Source organism: Thermus igniterrae ATCC 700962 (genome assembly GCF_000376265.1).
Classification (GTDB): Bacteria; Deinococcota; Deinococci; order Deinococcales; family Thermaceae; genus Thermus; species Thermus igniterrae.
This window is the reverse complement of the sequence record NZ_AQWU01000072.1, coordinates 61,128-79,511: the sequence shown is the minus strand read 5'-3', so window position 1 is coordinate 79,511 and position 18,384 is coordinate 61,128. Positions and strand designations below refer to the sequence as shown.

Sequence of the window (18,384 nt, the reverse complement as noted above, 5' to 3'; positions counted from 1 at the left end):
GGCTCCCGCCCGATAGACTTTGCCCATGGACCCCAGGCTCCTCGCCCTCCTCTCCGGCGTGCTCCTGGGCACGGTGAGCGAGAGCAGCCTGGCCCCCGCCCTTCCCCTCCTGGCCCGCACCTTTGGCGTGGGTCCCGAGGCGGCCCAGGGGGTGGTGTCCGCAGGGCTCGTGGGGGCGGCCTTGGCCTATCTGCCCGTGGCCTGGTGGGCGGGACGGGTGGGGGCAGTCCGGCTCTTCCGCCTGGGGCTTGGCCTGCACGCCGCCCTCGCCCTGGCCCTGGCCCTCGCCCCCAACTTGTCCCTCCTCTACCTCCTCCGCTTCCTTCAGGGGGCGGTCACCGCCTTGGTGGTGGGGCTGGTGCCGGGGCTGGCGGCCCACGCCTTCCCCCAGGGGCGGGGCTACGCCCTGGGGATGGTGGCCAGCACCGTGGCCACGGGAACCCTTCTGGGGCCGGCCCTGGGCGGGCTTGCCGCCAGCTATGGCCTGGCCTACGTCTTCCTCCTGCCCCTGCCCGCGGGTCTTTTGGCCCTTCTCCTCTCCGGCCACCTCCCCGAGCTACCCAAGCAGGAGGGTTCCCTGGGCCGGCTCCTCCTGGCCCCGGGGTTCCTGCCCGCCCTCCTGGCCACCGCCCTCTACTTCCTCCACACCCTGGGCACCACCGTGGCCCTGGCCTTCCACCTGGGGGCCGAGGGCCTTTCCCCTAAGGCCATCGGCCTAGTCCTCCTCCTCGGGCCCCTGCAGCTCCTCCTCCTGGGGGCCTGGGCAGGTCGGCTTTCCGACCGGCTGGGCTACCGCCAGGTGGCGCGACTGGGGGCCGCCTTGCTGGTGGCCGCGGGGGTGGGCTTTGCCCTCCTCCCCCTGTGGCACCCCCTCTGGGGGGCGGCTCTGGGCCTCCTTCTCCTGGGGGTGGGGCGGGCCCTCTTCCAGGCGGCCAACAACGCCCTGGTCCTCTCCCTGGCCCCGGGGGGCCTCGAGGGCCTGGCCTCCGGGGCCCTCTCCGTGGCCCGGGCCACCGGCCAGGCCCTGGGAAGCGCCCTGGCGGGAAAGGCCCTGGGCCTCCTCTACCCCCTCCTCCCCCACCACGGCCAGGCCTTTGCCGCCACCGCCCTCCTCCTCACCGCCCTCATGGGCCTCTCCGCCTGGCTGGTGCGGGGAAGGGGCTAGGAGGAGAGGAGGTGGCGCATGCGGCTTTGGATGAGCCGGGTGGCGTAGAGGGGGCTTAGACGGTAGAGGAGGTCCATGGTGCGGGCGTCCTGGCCCAGGAGGACCCGGAAGGCGTCCCGCTCCACAGCATCCAGGAGGATTTTGGCCGCCTGCTCGGGCTCGAGGATGGGCACCTTAACCTCCCCCTGGGCCCCCGGGGCCTCCACCCCGGAGTGCTGGGCGATGCCCGTGCGCATAGCCCCGGGCAGGGCCAGGGTGACCCGCACGGAGGTGCCCTGGAGCTCGGCCCAAAGCCCCTCGGTGAGGAGCTTCACCGCCGCCTTGGAGGCCCCGTAGACCGTCTGCCCCGGCACGGGCAAGAACCCCCCCATGCTGGATACATTGACGATATGGGCCTCCGGGCGCTTCAGAAGCCGGGGCAAGAAGGCCTTGGTCATGTACAGGGTGCCGTAGAAGTTCACCCGCATCACCCGGTCAATGGCCGCGTAGTCCAGGTCCTGCAGGCGCTTAAAGGGCTGGATGATGCCCGCGTTGTTGACAAGGCCGTCCACCTGGCCATGAACCCTTTCCACCTCCACCGGCAGGGCCTCCACCCCCTCCCGGTCGGTCACGTCCAGGGGGTGGAGGCTGAGCCCCCCGGCCAGCCCCCCAGCCATCTGCCGGGTGGCAAGGAGCCCCTCCTCCCTCAGGTCCACCGCCGCCACCCTGGCCCCGCGCCGGAGGAGTTCCAGGGTAAGCGCCTGGCCCAGGCCGCTTCCCGCCCCGGTTACCACCACCACCTTGCCCTTAAGCTTCATAGCTTCCTCCCCCATAAGCCTACACCCGGGGGAGGAAAGGCCCTAGGAAAGGCGGGCCTGCCAGCGCTCCCGCAGGCGGGCAAAGAGGGCCTCCACCTTGGCCTTGGGCAGGATCACCTGCTCGGTGCGGCCCCGCCCTATCAGGTCCCCCAGCTCGTTGAAGGCCTCCATGGTGGCGTAGACCCGGTTCCCCTCCGTGCGCTCGTGGCGGGCCACCACCCGCACCCGCATCCCCGGCAGGGCCGAGGCCAGGTGGCGCACCTCCACGTAGCTCCCAATCCCCTCCTCCCCCTCCTCCAGGAAGGGCAGGATGATCTTGCGGCCGGCCAGCTCCATGTGCTTGGCCATCCAGTAGGTGGCGTAGACCGGGTGCACCCGCCCAAGCTCCTCAAAGTCCACGGTCATGGCCTCGGTGACCACGGTCTCAAACACCGCCTCATAGCCGACGGGGATGGGACGCATGGCTAGGCCTTCCGCAGGTCCAAGACCCGCCGCAGCTTCCCCCCCTCGCTCCTGGGGGCCTCCCCGGGAGCCAGAAGGGTGACCTTGAGGCTCACCCCGATGGTGTCCTTGATCTTGTGGGCCACCTTATCCCGCAGGGCGTGCAGGCGGTGGTCCGCCTCGATGACGTCATCGGAAAGGGCCTTCTTGCCAATCTCCTGGAAGAAGGCCTGGGAGACCTCCACCTTGAGCTCGGCCTCGTCCAGGGTCCCCTCCCGCCGCACCACGATCTGGTAGTAGGGCTCCACCTCGGGAATGCCCAGGAGCACGGCCTCCACCTGGGTGGGGTAAACGTTCACCCCGCGGATGATGAGCATGTCGTCGGTGCGGCCCAGGATGGGGCCCATGCGCACGTGGGTGCGGCCGCAGGTGCAGGGCTCGTAGGTTAGGAAGGTGAGGTCCCCCGTCCAGTAGCGCAGGAGGGGCATGGCCTCCTTGGTGAGGGTGGTGAAGACCAGAACCCCCACCTTCCCCTCGGGCAGGGGCTCCCCCGTGTCGGGGTCCACGATCTCCGGCAGGAAGTGGTCCTCCCAGATGTGGCTTCCCTGGCGCTCCTCCACACACTCGTTGGCCACCCCGGGACCGATGATCTCGGAAAGGCCGTAGATGTTGGTGCTCCGCACCCCCAGGCCCTCGTCCACCTGCTTGCGGATGGCCTCCGTCCAGGGCTCTGCCCCCAGCACCGCGTACTCCAGGGAAAGGGCCTCCGGGGAGACTCCCCGCTTCCGGAACTCCTCCGCCAGGGTCTGGGCGTAGGAGGGGGTGCAGGAGATGACCTCGGGGCGGAAGTCCTGGATGAGGAGGATCTGCCTCTCCGTCATGCCCCCGGAGACGGGCACCACGGTCATCCCCAGGGCCTCGGCCCCCCCGTGGAGGCCAAGCCCCCCGGTGAAGAGGCCGTACCCGTAGGCGTTATGGAGCATCATCCCCGGCCTGGCCCCCGCGGCCGCCAGGGAGCGGGCCACCACCTCGGCAAACACCTGGAGGTCCTTCCGGGTATAGCCCACCACCGTGGGCTTCCCCGTGGTGCCGCTAGAGGCGTGGATGCGGGCCAGCTCCTCCCGGGGCACGGCGAAGAGGCCGAAGGGGTAGTTCTCCCGCAGGTGGTCCTTTTTGGTGAAGGGTAGCCGGGGCAGGTCCTCCAGGGAACGCACCTCCTCGGGGCGCACCCCGGCCTCCTCCAGGAGGCGGCGGTAAAAGGGCACCCGCTGGTACACATAGGCCACCACTTGCCTGAGCCTTTCCTCCTGCAAGGCCCTCAGCTTCTCCCTGGGCAGGGTTTCCAGTTCGGGTTGGTAGATCATGCCTCACCTCCTAAACGAAAGACGGTTCCGGTAAAGAGGGCTATGGCCTTGCCCTCCGCGACCACCTCCACCTGGTAGGTGGCCGTGCGCCGGGAAAGGTTCACCTCCTTGGCCCGGGCCTCCACCTGGGCCCCGGGGAAGAGGGGACGGAAGTAGTCCATGCGGCAGGAGAGGGCCACCGCCGGACCCCGGGAGTTGGAGGCCAGGGCAAAGGCGCTGTCCGCCAGGGCGTACAAGAAACCCCCGTGGGCCGTGCCGTGGAGGTTCAGGTGCTCTTGCCTCACCACGCCCACCACCACCGCCTCCCCCGGGGCCAGGTGGCGCACGGAAAGGCCCAGGGTTTCCATGAAGGGGTCCTTCATCCCTCCTCCACCTCCCGGGCCAGGCCCAGATAGGCCTCCACCACCCGGCGGTCCTGGCGCAGGAGCTCCGCCGGCCCCTCCAGGGCCACCTCCCCCGCCTCCAGCACCAGGCCCCGGTCGGCCAGGGAGAGGGCCATCTTGGCGTTCTGCTCCACCAGGAGGAGGGTGACGCCCTGGCGCTTGAGCTCGGCCAGAATGCGGTAGATCTCCCGCACCATCAGGGGGGCCAGGCCCAAGGAGGGCTCGTCCAGAAGGAGGATCCTCGGCCTGGCCATGAGGGCCCGGCCGATGGCCAGCATCTGCTGCTCCCCCCCAGAAAGGGTACCCGCCAGCTGGCGCCGCCTCTCCTTAAGCCGGGGGAAGAGGGCGTAGACCCGCTCCAGATCCGGCCCCAGGTTCTCCCCGCGGCGGAAGCGGGTGAAGCCCCCCAGGAGGAGGTTGTCCTCCACGGAAAGGCCGGGGAAAAGCGCCCTCCCCTCGGGCACCAGGACCAGGCCCAGGCGGAGGAGGGCCTCGGGGCTTCGCCCCTTGAGCTCCTGCCCCTCCAGGACCACCCGCCCCTCCGCCCGGGCCAGGCCCAGAAGCCCTCGCAGGACGCTGGTCTTCCCCGCCCCGTTGGGGCCGATGAGGGCCAGGGCCTCCCCTTCCCGCAGGGCAAAGCCCACCCCCCGCACCGCCTCCAGAGGGCCATACCGCACGCAAAGACGCTCCACCAGAAGCATATCCCTCCTCCCCCGCCTAGGCGGCCTCCTCCCCCAGGTAGGCGGCCCGCACCAGGGGGTCCTTCTGCACCTCCTTGGGGGTGCCCTCGGCGATCTTCTCCCCGTAGTTCATCACCACCACCCGGTCCGCCAGGCCCATGATGAGGTCCATGTCGTGGTCCACGATGAGCACCGTGTACCCCTCCCTGGCCAAGGAGCGCAGGAGGTGGGCCAGCTCCCGCTTTTCCCCGGCGCGAAGCCCTGCCGCCGGTTCGTCCAGGAGGAGGACCGTGGCCCCCGAGGCCAGGAGGCGGGCGATCTCCAGGAGGCGTTGCTGTCCCACGGAAAGCCGCTCCGCCCGCTCCAAGGCCAGGCCCTCCAGGCCCACCCGCTTCAGGGCCCGGTAGGCGGTGGCCAGGGCCCGGGCCTCCTCCTTGCGGTGCAGCCCCAGGAGGACCTGGAAAAACCCCGCCCGCGTCCCCAGGTGGGTGCCCAGGGCGGCGTTCTCCAGCACGCTGAGCTCGGGGAAGAGGTGGGGGTGCTGGAAGGTGCGCCCCAGGCCCAGGGCGTGCACCCGGTGGGGGGGAAGGCCGGTGATCTCCCGGCCCAGGAGGACCACCCGCCCCCCATCAGGGGAGATGGCCCCGGTGATGAGGTTGAAGGTGGTGGTCTTCCCCGCCCCGTTGGGGCCGATCAGGGCCAGGATCTCCCCCCGCCTGAGGGCAAAGGAAACCCCAGCCACCGCCAGGAGACCCCCGAAGGCCTTGCGCAGGCCCTCCACCGCCAAGACCACTTCTCCCCGGGGCCCGGCCGGAGCCTGCAGGGGCAGGGGTTCGGCCCGGGGCAGCCCCCGCTCTCGCCGCGGCAGACGCCGCTCCAGAAGGGGCCAAAGACCCCGGGGGGCCAGGATGAGGATGAGGGCCAGGATGAGGCCATACCCGATGGTCTCGTAGTTGCCCTGCCGGCCCAGGAGGAGGGGCAGGAGGTCCTTGAGCCAGTCCTCCAGTCCGGTGAAGAAGGCTGCCCCCAGGAGAACCCCAGGGATGGACCCCACCCCCCCGGCCACCGCCATGACCAGGTACTTGATGGAGGCCTCCAGGCTAAAGGGCGTGGGGTTCACAAAGCGCAGGAAGTGGGCGTACAAAAATCCCGCCAGGCCGGCGATGGCCCCGGAAAGCAGGAAGGCTTGCAGGCGGAGCCGGGCCGGGTCCACCCCGAAGCTGGCCGCCGCCAGGGCATCCCCCCGCAGGGCCAGAAGGGCCCGGCCCAGGCGGCTATGCCGCAGGTTGTCCAGGGCCAGGATCAGGAAGGCCAGGAGGAGGAGGCTGAAAAGGGCATAGCGGAACCCCGTGTCCAGGGGCAGGCCCAGGAGGACCAGAGGGGGCAGGTCGGTCATCCCCGTGTGCCCCCCCGTAAGCCCCACCAGGTTCCCCGCCAGGATGTAGAGGGCCACCTGCCAGGCGATGGTGGAAAGGGGGAGGAAGTGCCCTTTGAGCCGCACGGTAAGCCCTCCCAGGACCAGGGCCAGGAGGAGGGAAAGCCCAAGCCCCGCCAAAAGCCCAAGCCAGGGGGAAAACCCCGCCTTCACCGTGAGGAGGGCAGTGGCGTAGGCCCCCATGCCCATGAAGGCCGCCTGGGCAAAGCTGGTCATGCCCGCCAGGCCGGTGAGCACCAGGAGGGAGAGGGCCACCATGGCGGAGAGGGCGAAGAAGTTGAGGAGGGTGAGGTAGTAGGGAAAAGGGGAAAGGAGAAGGGGCAAAAGGAGCAGGAGAAACCACAGGTAGCGCATCATTCCTCCACCGCCCGTGCCCGGAGGCTCTGGTAGAAGAGGGCGGGCACCAGGAGCAGGAAGACCAGGGCCTCCTTGTAGGCGCTGGCGTAAAAGCTGGTAAAGCTCTCAAAGAAGCCCACCAAAAGGGCTCCCAAAAGGGCCATGGGGTAGCTGGAAAGCCCCCCCAGGATGGCGGCCACAAAGCCCTTAAGCCCCAGCATGAAGCCCATGAAGTAGGCGGCGTTGATGAGGGGGGCCAGGAGGAGGCCAGAAAGGCCGGCCAGCAGGCTGGCGATGCCAAAGGCCACCATCCCCGCCTCCTCCGGAGGGATGCCCGAAAGCCTGGCCCCAAGCCGGTTCTCCGCGGCCGCCAAGAGGGCCTTGCCGAAGAGGGAGAGGCGGAAGAAGAGGTAGAGGCCAAGCACCGCCAAAAGGGCGAAGAGGAGGACCAAGACCCCCTGCCAGGAAAGGCCCACCACCACCTCCCCCCGCAGAAGGGGCTCGGGGCGGAACTGCTCGGGGCCGAAGAAGACCAGGCCCAGGCCCATATAGGCCACGTGGAGCCCCACGGCCATGATGAGGAAGGCCAGGACCGTGGCCTCCCGCATGGGCTGGAAAAAGACCCGGTAGGTGGCCACCCCCAGGTAGACCACCAGGAGGACCACCGCGGGGTAGGCCAAGGGAGGCACGCCGCGGGCCAGGAGGAAGAGGAGGCCAAGCCCCGCCGTCCCCAAAAGGGGCAGGAGGGCCCCCCTCCCCCGGGAGAGGAGGGCCCAGGCCAGCCCCAGGGCCAAGGCCAGCCAGAGGGTGCCGGGAAGCTTCCCCTCCAGGAGCCAGACCAGGGAGAGGGGAGCGAACATGAGGAGCTCCCCGATGGGCACCAGGATCACCCGGGTCACGGCGAAGACCAGGACCAGGCTTAGGGCCAGAAGGCCGTAGACCACGCCGTTCTGCAGCCCGTCCAGGAGGAGGAAGCCGAGGATGGTGGCGTCCATGGACTAGCGGAAGGTGCGCTCCAGCTTCCAGCGGCCCCCCTCCACCCGGACCATCACCGCGGTGTCCTCAAAGCGGAGGCCCAGGTGGTCCTCCTTGCTGAAGGTGAAGATCCCGTGGGTGGCCGCCAGGTTCCGGGTGGCCTCAATCTCGTCCCGAAGAACAGCGCGGAAAGCCGCCAGGTCCTTGGGGTCCGCCCGCCGCAGGGCCCGCTCCAGGGCCGGGCGCAGGATCAGCCAGGCGTCCCAGGCGTGGGCGCCGAAGGTGGAGTAGCTGCCGATGCCGTACTTGGCCTCGTAGCGCTGGATGTAGTCCAGGGCCACCCGCTTGGTGGGGTAGCCCGTGGGGAGCTGCTCGGCCACCAGGATGGGCCCGGCGGGCAACAGGGTGCCCTCCACGTCCTGGCCGCCTACCCGCAGGAAGTCGGGGTTGGCCACCCCGTGGGTCTGGTAGATGAGGCCGGTGTAGCCCCGCTCCTTGAGGGTGCGCTGGGGAAGGACCGCGGGGGTACCGCTGGCCCCGATGAGCACGGCCTCGGGCCTCCGGGCGATGATCCTCAGGACCTGGCCGGTCACCGAGGTGTCCGTGCGGGCGTAGCGCTCGCTCACCACTACCTGGATGCCCTTGGCCCGGGCCTCCGCCTCAAAGAAGCGGGCCCAGCCCTCCCCGTAGGCATCGTTGAAGCCGATGTAGCCCACGGTCTTCACCCCCCGGGCCACCATGTCCGCCACGATGGCCCGGGCCATGAGCTCCTCCGTCTGGGGGGTCTTGAAGACCCAGAAGCGCTGGGCGTCCACGGGGTGGATGATGTCCTTGCTGGCCGCCAGGGAGATCATGGGCACCTTGGCCTCGGCCACCACGGGGATCATGCCCAAGGAGGCCGGGGTGGTGGTGGTGCCCACGATGGCCACCACCCCCTCCTCCACCAGGCGCCGGGTGTTGCGCACCGCCTGGGTGGTGTCGGAGGCATCGTCCAGGATGACGAACTGCACCTTGCGCCCCGCCACGCCCCCCGTGCGGTCCAGCATCTCCTGGAGCATGAGGAAGGTGTTCCGCTCGGGGATGCCCAAGGAAGCCGCCGGACCGGTGGCGGAGACCACCACGCCCACCTTGAGAACCTCTTGGGCCGAGGCCGAAAGGGCCAGGACCAACGCTACTGCCAACCATCGCCTCATGTTCTTCCCTCCTTTACCACCTTTCCCACCGGGCTGGGCCCGGGCAGGGTCTAACTAACGGCCGTTCGGTTTGGCTTCCAGTCTAGTTAGGGACATCTGTCCCGTCAAGCTAGGTCACGTGCTCGGGGATGCCGAGGAGCCTCGAGGGCCGGGTGGGAAGGAGCCTCCCCTCCAGGTCCAGGAAGGGGCTTCCCTCCAGGAACCAGCTCTTGGGCGTCCTGTGCCCCCAGAGGGTCTGGCGGCGGGGGTCGTTGAGGCTCCAGCGCACCGGGGGCAGGTCGGGGTCCACGGTGAGGTAGTCGGAGGTGTAGAGCTCCAGGCGGTGCCCGTCGGGGTCCTTGAGGTAGAGGAACATGGCGTTGGAGATGCCGTGCCGCCCAGGGCCCCGCTCAATCTGGTCCGTGCGCCGGGCGCCGGCCAGGATGTCCGCCGCCTTGAGGATGGCCAGGGGGTCGGGGAGCCAGTAGGCGAAGTGGTGGAGGCGGGGGCCCTCCCCGTTGGTGAAGGCGATGTCGTGCACGTTCCCCTTACGGTGGAGCCAGCTCGCCCAAAGCCGGCCCTCCTCGTCCTCGGTGTACTCCGTGAGGCGGAAGCCAAGCCTTTCCTGGTAGTACCGGGTGGCCTCGGCCACCTCCGGGGAGAAGACGTTGAGGTGGTCTATGCGCAACACCCCAGGGCCCCGGTGGAGGTGGTAGTCCTGGAGGACCCGGGGAAGCTTCTCCGCCCGGAAGTAGAAGGCCAGGGGGTAGCCGAAGGGGTCCTGGACCCGGAGGACCTTTGGCCGCCCCCAGTCGGCCTCGAGGCGGTGGGGAAGCCCTTCGGCTTCCGCCCAGGCCATAAGGGCCTCCAGGCCCTCCTCGGCGTCCACCTTGAAGCCCAGGGCCCGCACCGCCGCCATGGGGGCCTCGGTGAGCTTGAGGCTCCACTCCAGCTCCTCGTAGCCCCTGAGGTAGGCGCTATGGCCCTCCCGGTGCTCCAGGCGGAAGCCCAAAAGGCCCTCGTAGAACTCCAGGCTCCGCTCCAGGTCCCGCACCCAAAGCTCCAAAAATCCCACCCTCACGATGGCCATACCAACCTCCTGTAGCCGCGGGCGAAGTAGACCAGGGGCGGCCCCATCTCCCCCAGCTCCAGGGCCTCCACCCGGCCCACCACCAGGCGGTGGTCACCCCCCGGATAGACCGCCTCCAGCCGGCACCGCAACACGGCCAAAGCCCCCTCCACCCGGCCCGCCGTCAGGCCCACCCCATCCCTGGGGCGGCCGGCGAAGTGCTCGGAAACCCCCTCCTGCCCCTCGCGAAGGAGGCTTACCGCGAAGGCCTGGGCGGCCTCCAGGAGAGGGAGGACCTTGGCCCCCTGCCAGATACCCAGGGCCACCAGGGGGGGCTCGAGGCTGAGGGACATGAAGGCGGTAGCGGTCATCCCCCGCTCCTCCTCCCCGTGCCGCGCCGAGACCACGGTAACCCCGGCGGCAAAGCGGCTCATGGCCTCCTTGAAGAGGTCTTTCAACTCTCCCTCGCCCACGTTTCCAACCCCCTCAGGCCCGCACTTCCTCAAAGACCCGCAGGGCCTCCCGCAGGTAGGCCAGGACCCGGGCCTTGTAGGGCTCCTTGTCGTAGACGCCGTAAAGGGTCTGGTACATGCGCACGGGATCGCCGAAGAAGAAGCGCTCGTAGAGCTCCTGCCTGGCGCCGAAGCCAGAAAGGGTCATGTCCCAGGCCAGGCGGAAGAGGGCCACCCGCTCCTTGGCCTCCAGGGTCGCCCCCTGGAGGTACTTCTCCAGCATGGGGGCCAAAGGCCCCTTGAAGTCCCGCTCCGAGGGCAGGGTGATGAGCCCCGAGGCCCCGATCTGCTCCAGGATTTCCCGGATGCGGGGATAAAGCCGGGGGTAGAGGTTCCGGGCCCCATCCAGGGCCCCCCGGTCGGGCACCAGGAGGCCGTAGGCGTTCTCCTTGGCCTCGGCCTCGGCCCGGGTCCAGAAGGCCCGCATGGCCTCGAGGTAGACGATGATCTCGGCGATCTTCTCCTGCACGTGGCCGTAGGCGTCCGCCCCGATGCCCTCGGCCATGAGGGCCGCCACCCCCAAGAAGGCCTCGGTCTTGGCGGTCTTCAGCACCACCACCTGGTGGGCCATGTAGTGGAGGGCCCCGGTCTGGGCGTAGGCGTTGTTGCAAAGCTCCACATTCCCCAGGATGAAGACCCGTTCCCAGGGCACCAGGACGTCGTCAAAGACCACCAGGCAGTCCATCTCCTCCAGCCGGCTGGAAAGGGGATGGTCAAAGGGGCTCTCCCCGCCCACCAGCCCCTCGCGGCAGACGAAGTGGAGCCCGGGGGTGGAGGTGGGCAGGGCGAAGGCGATGGCGTACTTCTCGCTCCCCGGCCCCTCCTTGAGGAGGGTGGAGGGGAAGATGAGCACCTCGTCCGCCAGGGGGAAGGTAGCCGTCATCCGCGCCCCCCGCACCACGATGCCCCGCTCCGTCTGCTTGACCACCCCCACGGGGATGTAGGGGTCGGGCTGGGCCGAGGGGGGCTTGGCCCGGTTCACCTGGGGGTTGGTGAGGGCGTGGGTGGTGGCCAGGTCCTTGTCCCGCAGGAGGCGGTAGTAGTTGCGGACGTTCTCGGCAAACTCCCCGAAGTAGTCGGCGCTGGCGGCATAGGCCATGACCACGGCGTTCAGGTAGTCGGGGCTCCGGCCCATCATGCCCAGGTTCTGGTCGGCCCAGAGCTTGTAGGCCTGGCTCCGCCGCCTGAGGTCCTCCTTGGTCTTGGGGACGAGGAAGCTCATCCCGTGCCGCTTCCCCTCCTCCTCGTAGGTCAGGCTCTCCCGGTAGCGGGGGTCGTGCTGCAGGTCGTAAAGGGCGGCCATGGTGCGCACGATGCCCCGGAAAACCGGGTGGGTGGTGGGGTCCTCCACCTTCTCCCCCTTGTACCAGAGGTTGGGGGGACGCTCCTTCAGGGCCTCTATGTACTCCGCGCCGGTCCTTGCCATGCCGTTCACCCCTTTCCAAACTTGGGCACGTGGGGGGGCCTTAAGGGCAGCCCCACGGCCTTGAGGTCGGTGTAGAACTCAAAGGCGTAAAAGCCTCCTTCCCGCCGCTCCCCGCTTCCCTTGACCCCGCCGAAGGGGGTGGGGAGGTGGCGGACGTTGTGGCTGTTGAGGTAGATGAGCCCGGCCTCCAACTCCAGGGCCAGGCGGTGGGCCCGCTCCAGGTCCCGGGTGAAGACGTAGGCGGCAAGGCCGTACCTGGTCTCGTTGGCCAGGCGCAGGGCCTCCGCCTCGTCCTTGAAGGGGATGGCCAGCAAAACGGGCCCGAAGATCTCCTCCTGGGCGATGCGCATGGAGTTCTCCCCCACGAAGAGGGTGGGCTTGAGGTAGTTGCCCCGGGAGAGGTCCTCCCCGCGGAAGGAGGTGGTGGCCTGCTCCCCACCCACCAGGAGCCGGGCGCCCTCCTGAAGGCCCACCCGGATGTAGCCCAGGACCCTCTGCAGGTGCTCGGGGTGGATCAGGGGGCCCACCTCGGTCTCGGGGTCCAGGGGGTGGCCCACCCGGATGGCCCGGGCCCGCTCCGCCACCTGGGCCACGAAGTCCTCAAAGATGGCCTCCTCCACCAGGAGCCGGGAGCTGGCCGTGCACCTCTCCCCGTTGAAGGAGTAGATCTGGAAGACCACCGCATCCAGGGCCCGCTCCAGGTCGGCGTCGGCGAAGACCAGGGCCGGGCTCTTGCCCCCCAGTTCCAGGGAAAGCCGCTTCAGGTGCTGGGCGGCGTTTTGCATGACCACCTTGCCGGTCTCCGTCTCCCCCGTGAGGGTGATGAGGGGCACCAGGGGATGGGCCACCAGGGCCGCCCCCGCCTCCTCCCCGAAGCCCTGGACCACGTTGAACACCCCGGAGGGCAGGTCGGCCTCCTGCAGGATGGCCGCCAGCTTGCTGGCGGTTAAGGGGCTCCACTCCGCCGGCTTCAACACCACCGTGTCCCCCGCGGCCAGGGCGGGGGCGATGCGCCAGGTGGAGAGCATCAGGGGGGCGTTCCAAGGGGTGATGATGCCCACGGGCCCGGCGGGCACCCGCACCGCGTAGTAGAGCCAGTCCCGGTCCACGGGGTAGGTCTTGTCCTCCATGGCGTGCTCGGCGTACTCCGCGTAGAAGGCGAAGTTCTCCGCCGCCCGGGCCACCTGGGCCCGGACGATGCGCAGGGCCTGCCCCGTGTCCAGGGCCTCCACCACCGCCAGCTCGTCCGCGTGCTTCTCCAAGAGCTCGGCGATCTTCAGGAGGTAGCGCTTGCGCTCCCGGGCCGGGGTGCGGCTCCAGCGGGCAAAGGCCTCGTGGGCCGCCCGGGCTGCCCGGTCCACCTCGCGCGCCCCGCCCCGGGCGGCCTGGGAAAGGGGCTCGTTGCTGGAGGGGTCCAGGGTGGGAAAGGTCTCCCCGGTTTCCGAGGGGACAAACTCTCCCCCGATGTGGTGCAGGGCGGTCCAGGCGGCAAGCTCCTTGCGGATGGCCTCAATCCGCTCCCAGGGGATACCGGCCACGCGGTCGGCGTACCTCATGCCTCCTCCTCAATAGGGTTCTCCAGGGCCCCCAGGCCCTCTATCTCCAGGCGCATCACGTCCCCCGGGCGCACCTGGCTGATGCCCTTGGGGGTGCCGGTGAGGAGGACGTCGTAGGGCTCCAGGGTCATGAACTCGCTGATGAAGGCCAGAAGCTCGGCCACGCTGTAGAGCATCCTCGAGGTGTGCCCCTCCTGCCTCAGCTCCCCGTTCACGTAGGCCCGTAGCCAGAGGTTCTGGGGGTCCGCCACCTCCCCCTCCACCAAAAAGGGGCCCAGGGGCAAGAAGGTGTCCCGCCCCTTGGCCCGGATGGGGGGGCGGAAGGTGTTGGTCACGAAGTCCCGCACCACCAGGTCGTTGGCGATGGTGTAGCCCAGAACATAGTCCAGGGCGTCCTTGGCCTTCACCCGCTTCATGGGGCGGCCCACCACCACGGCCAGCTCCACCTCGTAGTGCACGTAGGCCGCCCCCTTGGGGTAGAGCACCACCCCCTTGTGGGGGAGGAGGCTGGTGTTGGGCTTCCAAAAGAGGGCGGGCTCCTCGGGACGGGAAAGGCCCAGCTCCTCCGCGTGGTCCGCGTAGTTCAGGGCCACCCCGATCACCTTGCCCGGGGTGAAGGGCAGGAGCCAGGTGACGGCCTCCAGGTCGTGGGCCTCCCCGGCCTCGTCCAGCAGAAGCCCCTCCCGGTAGACCCCGTGGTGCACCCGCCCCTTGGCCAGGAAGCGGCAACGCTTCATGCCTCCTCCCCCATCAGGCCGTAGCGCCGGGCCATGCGCCTAAGCCGCTCCTCCACCTCGGGGGTGGTGGGCCCCAAGGGGAGGCGCCACTCCTTCTCCAGAAGCCCCATCCAGGAGAGCACGGTCTTCAGGGGGATGGGGTTGGTGTCCCAGAAGATGGCCTCGTTGGCCTCCAGGAGGTAGTAGTGCATCTCCCTGGCCCCCCCGTAGTCCCCGGCCAGGGCCAGCTCCGTGAGCCGGGCCACCTCCTTGGGGAGCCAGTTGGCGGTGGCGGCGATGGTGCCCACCGCCCCCAGGCTCATCATGGGCAGGGTGAGGCTTTCCAGGCCGCAGAAGACCAGGAAGTCCTGCCCCACCTCCTGGAAGAGCTGGGAGAGGTACTCCAGATCCTTGGAGGAGTGCTTCAGGCCCACGATGTTGGGGAAGTCCCGCCGGAGGCGGGCCACGGTCCTGGGGGCGATCTCCACCCCCGCCCGGCCGGGGATGTTGTAGAGGATGAGGGGGAAGTCGGGAACCGCCCGGGCCACCTCGGCGAAGTAGCGGTAAAGCCCCTCCTGATTGGGCTTCACGTAGTAGGGAACGATGACCATGGCCCCCTGGGCCCCCACCTCCTGGGCGAAGCGGGTGAGCTCCAGGGTCTCCTCCAGGCGCAAGGCCCCGGTCCCGGGCAGGACGGGCACCCGGCCCGCCGCCTGCTCCAGGGCGATGGCCATCACCCGTTTTCGCTCCTCCAGGGTCTGGGTCCCCGGTTCCCCGGTGGTGCCCCCCACGCTGATCCCGTGGGAGCCCTCGCGGATGGCCCGCTCCACCAGGGCCCTCAGGGCGGCCTCGTCAATCTGCCCCCGGCGGAAAGGTGTGGGTAAGGGAGGTATGGACCCGCGGAACATGCTGCTCCTTTCGCCTCCCAGGATGGCGGCAGGGGAAAGGCGGGGGCAATTGTGTATAAGACCGATACTTCTTCCTATCTTTGTGAACTAAGATAACTTTTCTCTGGCCGCCTCCGAGGGCCAGGCCTGATATTGTACTAGTGCACCATGGTTGCGGAAAATTTTGGCCAAAGTGCCATCAGCTTCACCGCCCTGGTCCAGGGACTGGGCCTCGAGGCCCTGGTCCCCTCGGAGCGCCCCGTCCTCTACCTCCTCCCCGAACCCCGCCCCCTCCTGCCCCTGGAGGGGGCCCTCCTCCTCTTCCGCCCCGAGGGGAACCTGTGGCGCTACCGCACCGCCTCGGGCTTCCTCCTGCCCGCCCCCGACCCCGAGGTGCTGGCCTTGGCCCAGAAGGAAGGGCTGGGCCTGGCCCTCTACCCCCCCTGGCTCCGGCGGGAGGAGGTGGAAAAGGCCCTGGCCCAGAGGCTCTTCGCCCTGGGGCCGGGCCTAGCCCTGGCCGGGCTTCTGGACCTCCTCCTCAAGCTTCCCGACCGCCCCCTCCTGGAGGTCCTCCACCAGGCCACCGGCCTTCCCCTGGCCCGGGTGGCCCCCTGGGGGGAGGTCCTGGGCTTCGCCGGCCCCGTGCCCCCCCAGCACCCCAAGGAGCCCGGGACGAGCCGGGGTTGGCTGGCCCTGGAGGCCGGGGAGGGGGTCCTGGTGGCCTACGGGGAGGAGGAGGTCCTGGGAGGGGTCCGGGGGCTTCTGGAGGTGGCGGCCCGGGTCCTGCGGGTGCGGGCCCTGGAGCGTAGCCTGGAAAGGATGCAGGAGGAGTCCCTGGGTGGGGCTCTCCTCGAGGGCCTGATCCTGGGGGAGGCCGAGCCGGCCAGGCTCTTCGCCTTCGGCTTCGCCGAGGGCGTGGAGTGGGTGCTGAGCCTGGTGGAACCCCCCGAGGTGCCGGGCCGCCACCGCCTGGCGGAGGAGAGGCGGCGGGAGGCCACCTTGGAGCTCAGGCGCCGCGCCGGCACCTACCTGGACCGCCTGGGGGTACCCTACCTCCTGGCGGTGCGGGGCAACCGGGTGGCGGCCATGTGGCAGGTGCACAGCCCCAAACGGGAAGCGGAAAGCCTCCTGGCCGCCCTGCCCCCAGGAAGCCGGCTGGGCTACTCCGCCGTCCACGCCGACACCGGGGTCCAGGAAGCCTACCGCGAGGCCCTCATCGCCCTTAAGGCCGCCCGTCCCGGGGAGGCCCTCTCCTTTACCGGCCTGGACCCCGTGGCCTTCGTCCTCCTGCAACAGTCCCCGGAGGACCTGAGGGCCCTGGTGGAGCGCTACCTTCCCCTTCCGCCCAAACTCCTCCGTACCCTCGAGGTCTTCATGGCCTCCGGGGGGGTGGAGGAGGCAGCCGCGCGCCTCAACATCCACCCCAACACCCTGCGCTACCGCCTGAAGCGGATAGAGGAAGCCCTCGGCCCCCTCTCCCGCCCCGAGGTCCTGGCCCGGGTCCACCTGGCCCTAAGGGCCCGGGACCTCCTCCTGGGCTAAAATGACCCCATGGTCAAGCTCAAGGTATTGGCCCTGGTCCTTTCCCTTTTAGGCGCGGGCGGGGCCCTGGCCCAGACCCTGGTGGAGGTAACCACGGTGGTGGCTACCCTCTCCAGCCTGGACCCGGCGGTGCGCCTGCCCTCGGGCACCTATAAGGCCCGCAGCCCCGAACCCCTCTTAAGCCGCTTCCCGGAAGCCAGGGGGTACGCCCTGGAGGCCTTCGCCGCCAAGGGCATCGCCAGCCGGCTCCACGCCGCCTTCGTGCAGCAGGTGCTCACTGCCTTCGCCGCCGCCGGGTACTTCCTGGAAGGGCAGGAGGAGAAGGTGGTGGAGGGGGAGGTGCGCACCAAGTACGTGCTCAAGGACAGCCTGGGCCGGGCGGCCCTGCTTTTGGTGGTGCGCAAGGGGGATGAGCTGGTCTATGCCTTCGGGAAGAAAAAATGAAAGTTTTCACGATTAATCTGGCTTGTGCTAAAGGTCTCCTCTCCAGGAGGCCCGCCACCAGAGAAGGCCCCCCAAACCTCCTAGCCCCAGGCTGAGCCCCCCCACCCCCAGGTCCAGGGCGAAGAAGGGCCCCTCCCGGTAGCCGGCCAGAACCTGGAAGGCGAGGCCCTCCCCACCCCAGGCCCAGGCCAGCCCTGCCTTCCAGGGATACCCCACCTCCAGGGTCAGAAGACCCCCCCAGAGGGCCTGGGCCAGGCCCAAAAGCCCCCTTCCCTGCCCGGCCTCCCAGGTGGCCTCCCCATAGACCACCGCCTCCCCCAAACGGCCGGTGGCCCCCAGGCCCCCTCCCCCAGAAAAGGTCCATAGCCGGAGGTCCGGCCAGGCCAGCTCCAAAAAGGCACCCTGCCCCCAGGCATAGCCCAGGCGCGCCCGCACCACCCCGTAGCCCGTGAGCACACCCCCCCAGACCCCCTCCTCCCCGCCTGCGGGGCCGGGGCGGTTCCAGGTGGTGGGGAAAAGCCGCCCCTCCCCCAAGGTCAGGGGAAAGCGGCCCAGGGTGAGGGCATAGGCCTCCCCCTCCCAAGTCAGGGAAAGCTGCTCCAGGGAAACCCCCGCCTCCCCCAAGGAGGGGCGCAGGTAAGGGGCCAGGGAGAAGCGGAGCCGCCCCCCTTCCCCGGCCACCTCCCCGTAAAGGCGCAGGTACAAGGTGGCCTGGCCCGCCAGGCCGTAGGCCCCCACCTCGTACCCCTGGGCCAAGGCGGGGAGGAGGAAAAGAAGCCAGAAGAGGGGGCGCATGGCCCTTATGGCCATTCCTCCCCCACCAGGCGCCCGTCCTCCAAGCGGACGATGCGCTTCACGTGGGCCAGGAGCCTGGGGTCGTGGGTGGAGAAGAGAAAGGTCACCCCCCGCTCCTCGTTCAGGGCCTGCATGCGCTCAATGAGGGCGAGCCCCGTCTTGGAGTCCAGGTTGGCCGTGGGCTCGTCCGCCAGCACCAGAAGGGGCTCTGCCGCCAGGGCCCGGGCCACGGCCACCCGCTGCTGCTCCCCCCCGGAAAGCTGCCGGGGAAACCGCCCCGCCTTGTCCGCCAGCCCCAGGGCCTCCAGAGCGGCCATGGCCCTCCGCTCCCGCTCGGGGCGGGAAAGGCCCCGGAGCTCTAGAACAAAGGCGGCGTTTTCCAAGGCGGTGAGCACGGGGAGGAGGTTGTAGGCCTGGAAGACCAGGCCCACATGCTCCAGGCGGAAGCGGGCCCTTTCCGCCCGGGAAAGCCGGTCCAGCCGCACCCCACCCACCCAGACCTCCCCCTCCGTGGGCAGATCCAGCCCCGCCAGGATGTGGAGCAGGGTGCTCTTGCCGCTCCCCGAAGGCCCCACCAGGGCGGTGAACTCCCCCGCCTCCAGCCGGAGGTCCACCCCCCGCAGGGCCTCGGTCTCCACCCCATCCCCCCGGTAAACCTTCCGCACCCCTTTGGCTTCCACGATGGGCAT

The 18,384-nt window shown here is 69.6% G+C and carries 18 protein-coding genes and 1 pseudogene; 3 read left to right on the top strand and 16 right to left on the bottom strand.

All coding sequences use genetic code 11. From position 1 onward, the window contains the following. Nucleotides 1-25 precede the first annotated feature (25 nt). Complete coding sequence (locus B128_RS0110820) at nucleotides 26-1,165, top strand: MFS transporter (RefSeq protein WP_018112291.1); 1,140 nt, start codon at nucleotides 26-28, stop codon at nucleotides 1,163-1,165. On the opposite strand, the gene B128_RS0110815 is transcribed toward B128_RS0110820, so the two are convergent. The 14 genes and pseudogenes from B128_RS0110815 to hpaI all read right to left on the bottom strand — a co-directional run bounded on the left by B128_RS0110815 (nucleotide 1,162) and on the right by hpaI (nucleotide 14,935). Then, a complete protein-coding gene (locus tag B128_RS0110815) occupies nucleotides 1,162-1,962 on the bottom strand; it encodes an SDR family NAD(P)-dependent oxidoreductase (protein ID WP_018112290.1) in 801 nt (266 codons plus the stop codon). The two genes, B128_RS0110820 and B128_RS0110815, sit on opposite strands and share 4 nt — an antisense overlap. Nucleotides 1,963-2,004: 42 nt before the next feature. Beyond that, entirely contained in the window at nucleotides 2,005-2,424 is a 420-nt protein-coding gene (locus B128_RS0110810; RefSeq protein WP_026175207.1) for a thioesterase family protein, read from the bottom strand. 2 nt (nucleotides 2,425-2,426) lie between these two features. Beyond that, nucleotides 2,427-3,764, bottom strand: coding sequence for a phenylacetate--CoA ligase family protein (locus B128_RS0110805; RefSeq protein ID WP_026175205.1), 1,338 nt, complete (start codon nucleotides 3,762-3,764; stop codon nucleotides 2,427-2,429). Further along, a pseudogene (gene paaI / locus B128_RS0110800) lies at nucleotides 3,724-4,129 on the bottom strand (hydroxyphenylacetyl-CoA thioesterase PaaI); the annotation flags it as partial. The pseudogene paaI and the gene B128_RS0110805, both read right to left, overlap by 41 nt. After that, nucleotides 4,126-4,851, bottom strand: a complete 726-nt coding sequence (locus tag B128_RS0110795) for an ABC transporter ATP-binding protein (RefSeq protein WP_018112286.1) — start codon at nucleotides 4,849-4,851, stop codon at nucleotides 4,126-4,128. The gene B128_RS0110795 and the pseudogene paaI, both read right to left, overlap by 4 nt. Nucleotides 4,852-4,867: 16 nt before the next feature. Next, a complete protein-coding gene (locus B128_RS12400; protein WP_018112285.1) occupies nucleotides 4,868-6,619 on the bottom strand; it encodes a branched-chain amino acid ABC transporter ATP-binding protein/permease in 1,752 nt (583 codons plus the stop codon). After that, a complete protein-coding gene (locus B128_RS0110785) occupies nucleotides 6,619-7,596 on the bottom strand; it encodes a branched-chain amino acid ABC transporter permease (RefSeq protein WP_018112284.1) in 978 nt (325 codons plus the stop codon). Before B128_RS0110785 ends, B128_RS12400 begins: the two co-directional genes overlap by 1 nt. A gap of 3 nt (nucleotides 7,597-7,599) precedes the next feature. Beyond that, nucleotides 7,600-8,769, bottom strand: coding sequence for an ABC transporter substrate-binding protein (locus tag B128_RS0110780; protein ID WP_026175204.1), 1,170 nt, complete (start codon nucleotides 8,767-8,769; stop codon nucleotides 7,600-7,602). Between the two features lie 109 nt (nucleotides 8,770-8,878). Next, nucleotides 8,879-9,838, bottom strand: a complete 960-nt coding sequence (gene hpaD / locus B128_RS0110775; protein WP_018112282.1) for a 3,4-dihydroxyphenylacetate 2,3-dioxygenase — start codon at nucleotides 9,836-9,838, stop codon at nucleotides 8,879-8,881. Continuing rightward, a complete protein-coding gene (gene hpaC / locus B128_RS0110770) occupies nucleotides 9,826-10,275 on the bottom strand; it encodes a 4-hydroxyphenylacetate 3-monooxygenase reductase subunit (RefSeq protein WP_026175203.1) in 450 nt (149 codons plus the stop codon). Before hpaC ends, hpaD begins: the two co-directional genes overlap by 13 nt. A gap of 28 nt (nucleotides 10,276-10,303) precedes the next feature. Continuing rightward, nucleotides 10,304-11,755, bottom strand: coding sequence for a 4-hydroxyphenylacetate 3-monooxygenase, oxygenase component (hpaB, locus tag B128_RS0110765; protein ID WP_026175202.1), 1,452 nt, complete (start codon nucleotides 11,753-11,755; stop codon nucleotides 10,304-10,306). A 5-nt stretch (nucleotides 11,756-11,760) separates the two neighbouring features. Next, the gene (hpaE, locus tag B128_RS0110760) at nucleotides 11,761-13,311 is read right to left on the bottom strand and encodes a 5-carboxymethyl-2-hydroxymuconate semialdehyde dehydrogenase (RefSeq protein WP_018112279.1); all 1,551 of its coding nucleotides are present in this window, start codon (nucleotides 13,309-13,311) and stop codon (nucleotides 11,761-11,763) included. Then, nucleotides 13,308-14,048 (bottom strand): fumarylacetoacetate hydrolase family protein, encoded by a 741-nt coding sequence (locus B128_RS0110755; protein ID WP_018112278.1) that lies wholly within the window; start codon nucleotides 14,046-14,048, stop codon nucleotides 13,308-13,310. Before B128_RS0110755 ends, hpaE begins: the two co-directional genes overlap by 4 nt. After that, on the bottom strand, nucleotides 14,045-14,935 hold the full coding sequence (hpaI, locus tag B128_RS0110750) for a 2,4-dihydroxyhept-2-ene-1,7-dioic acid aldolase (RefSeq protein ID WP_018112277.1): 891 nt from the start codon (nucleotides 14,933-14,935) through the stop codon (nucleotides 14,045-14,047). The genes B128_RS0110755 and hpaI overlap by 4 nt, the downstream gene beginning before the upstream one ends. Before the next feature lie 147 nt (nucleotides 14,936-15,082). Between hpaI and B128_RS0110745 the strand changes: the two genes are divergently transcribed. Continuing rightward, nucleotides 15,083-16,456, top strand: coding sequence for a PucR family transcriptional regulator (locus tag B128_RS0110745; RefSeq protein ID WP_018112276.1), 1,374 nt, complete (start codon nucleotides 15,083-15,085; stop codon nucleotides 16,454-16,456). 9 nt (nucleotides 16,457-16,465) lie between these two features. Then, nucleotides 16,466-16,900, top strand: coding sequence for a hypothetical protein (locus tag B128_RS0110740; protein ID WP_018112275.1), 435 nt, complete (start codon nucleotides 16,466-16,468; stop codon nucleotides 16,898-16,900). A gap of 27 nt (nucleotides 16,901-16,927) precedes the next feature. Here the strand turns inward: B128_RS0110740 and B128_RS0110735 are convergent, their stop codons facing one another. Then, nucleotides 16,928-17,695, bottom strand: a complete 768-nt coding sequence (locus B128_RS0110735; RefSeq protein ID WP_026175201.1) for a hypothetical protein — start codon at nucleotides 17,693-17,695, stop codon at nucleotides 16,928-16,930. A 5-nt stretch (nucleotides 17,696-17,700) separates the two neighbouring features. Next, a complete protein-coding gene (locus B128_RS0110730) occupies nucleotides 17,701-18,384 on the bottom strand; it encodes an ABC transporter ATP-binding protein (protein WP_018112273.1) in 684 nt (227 codons plus the stop codon).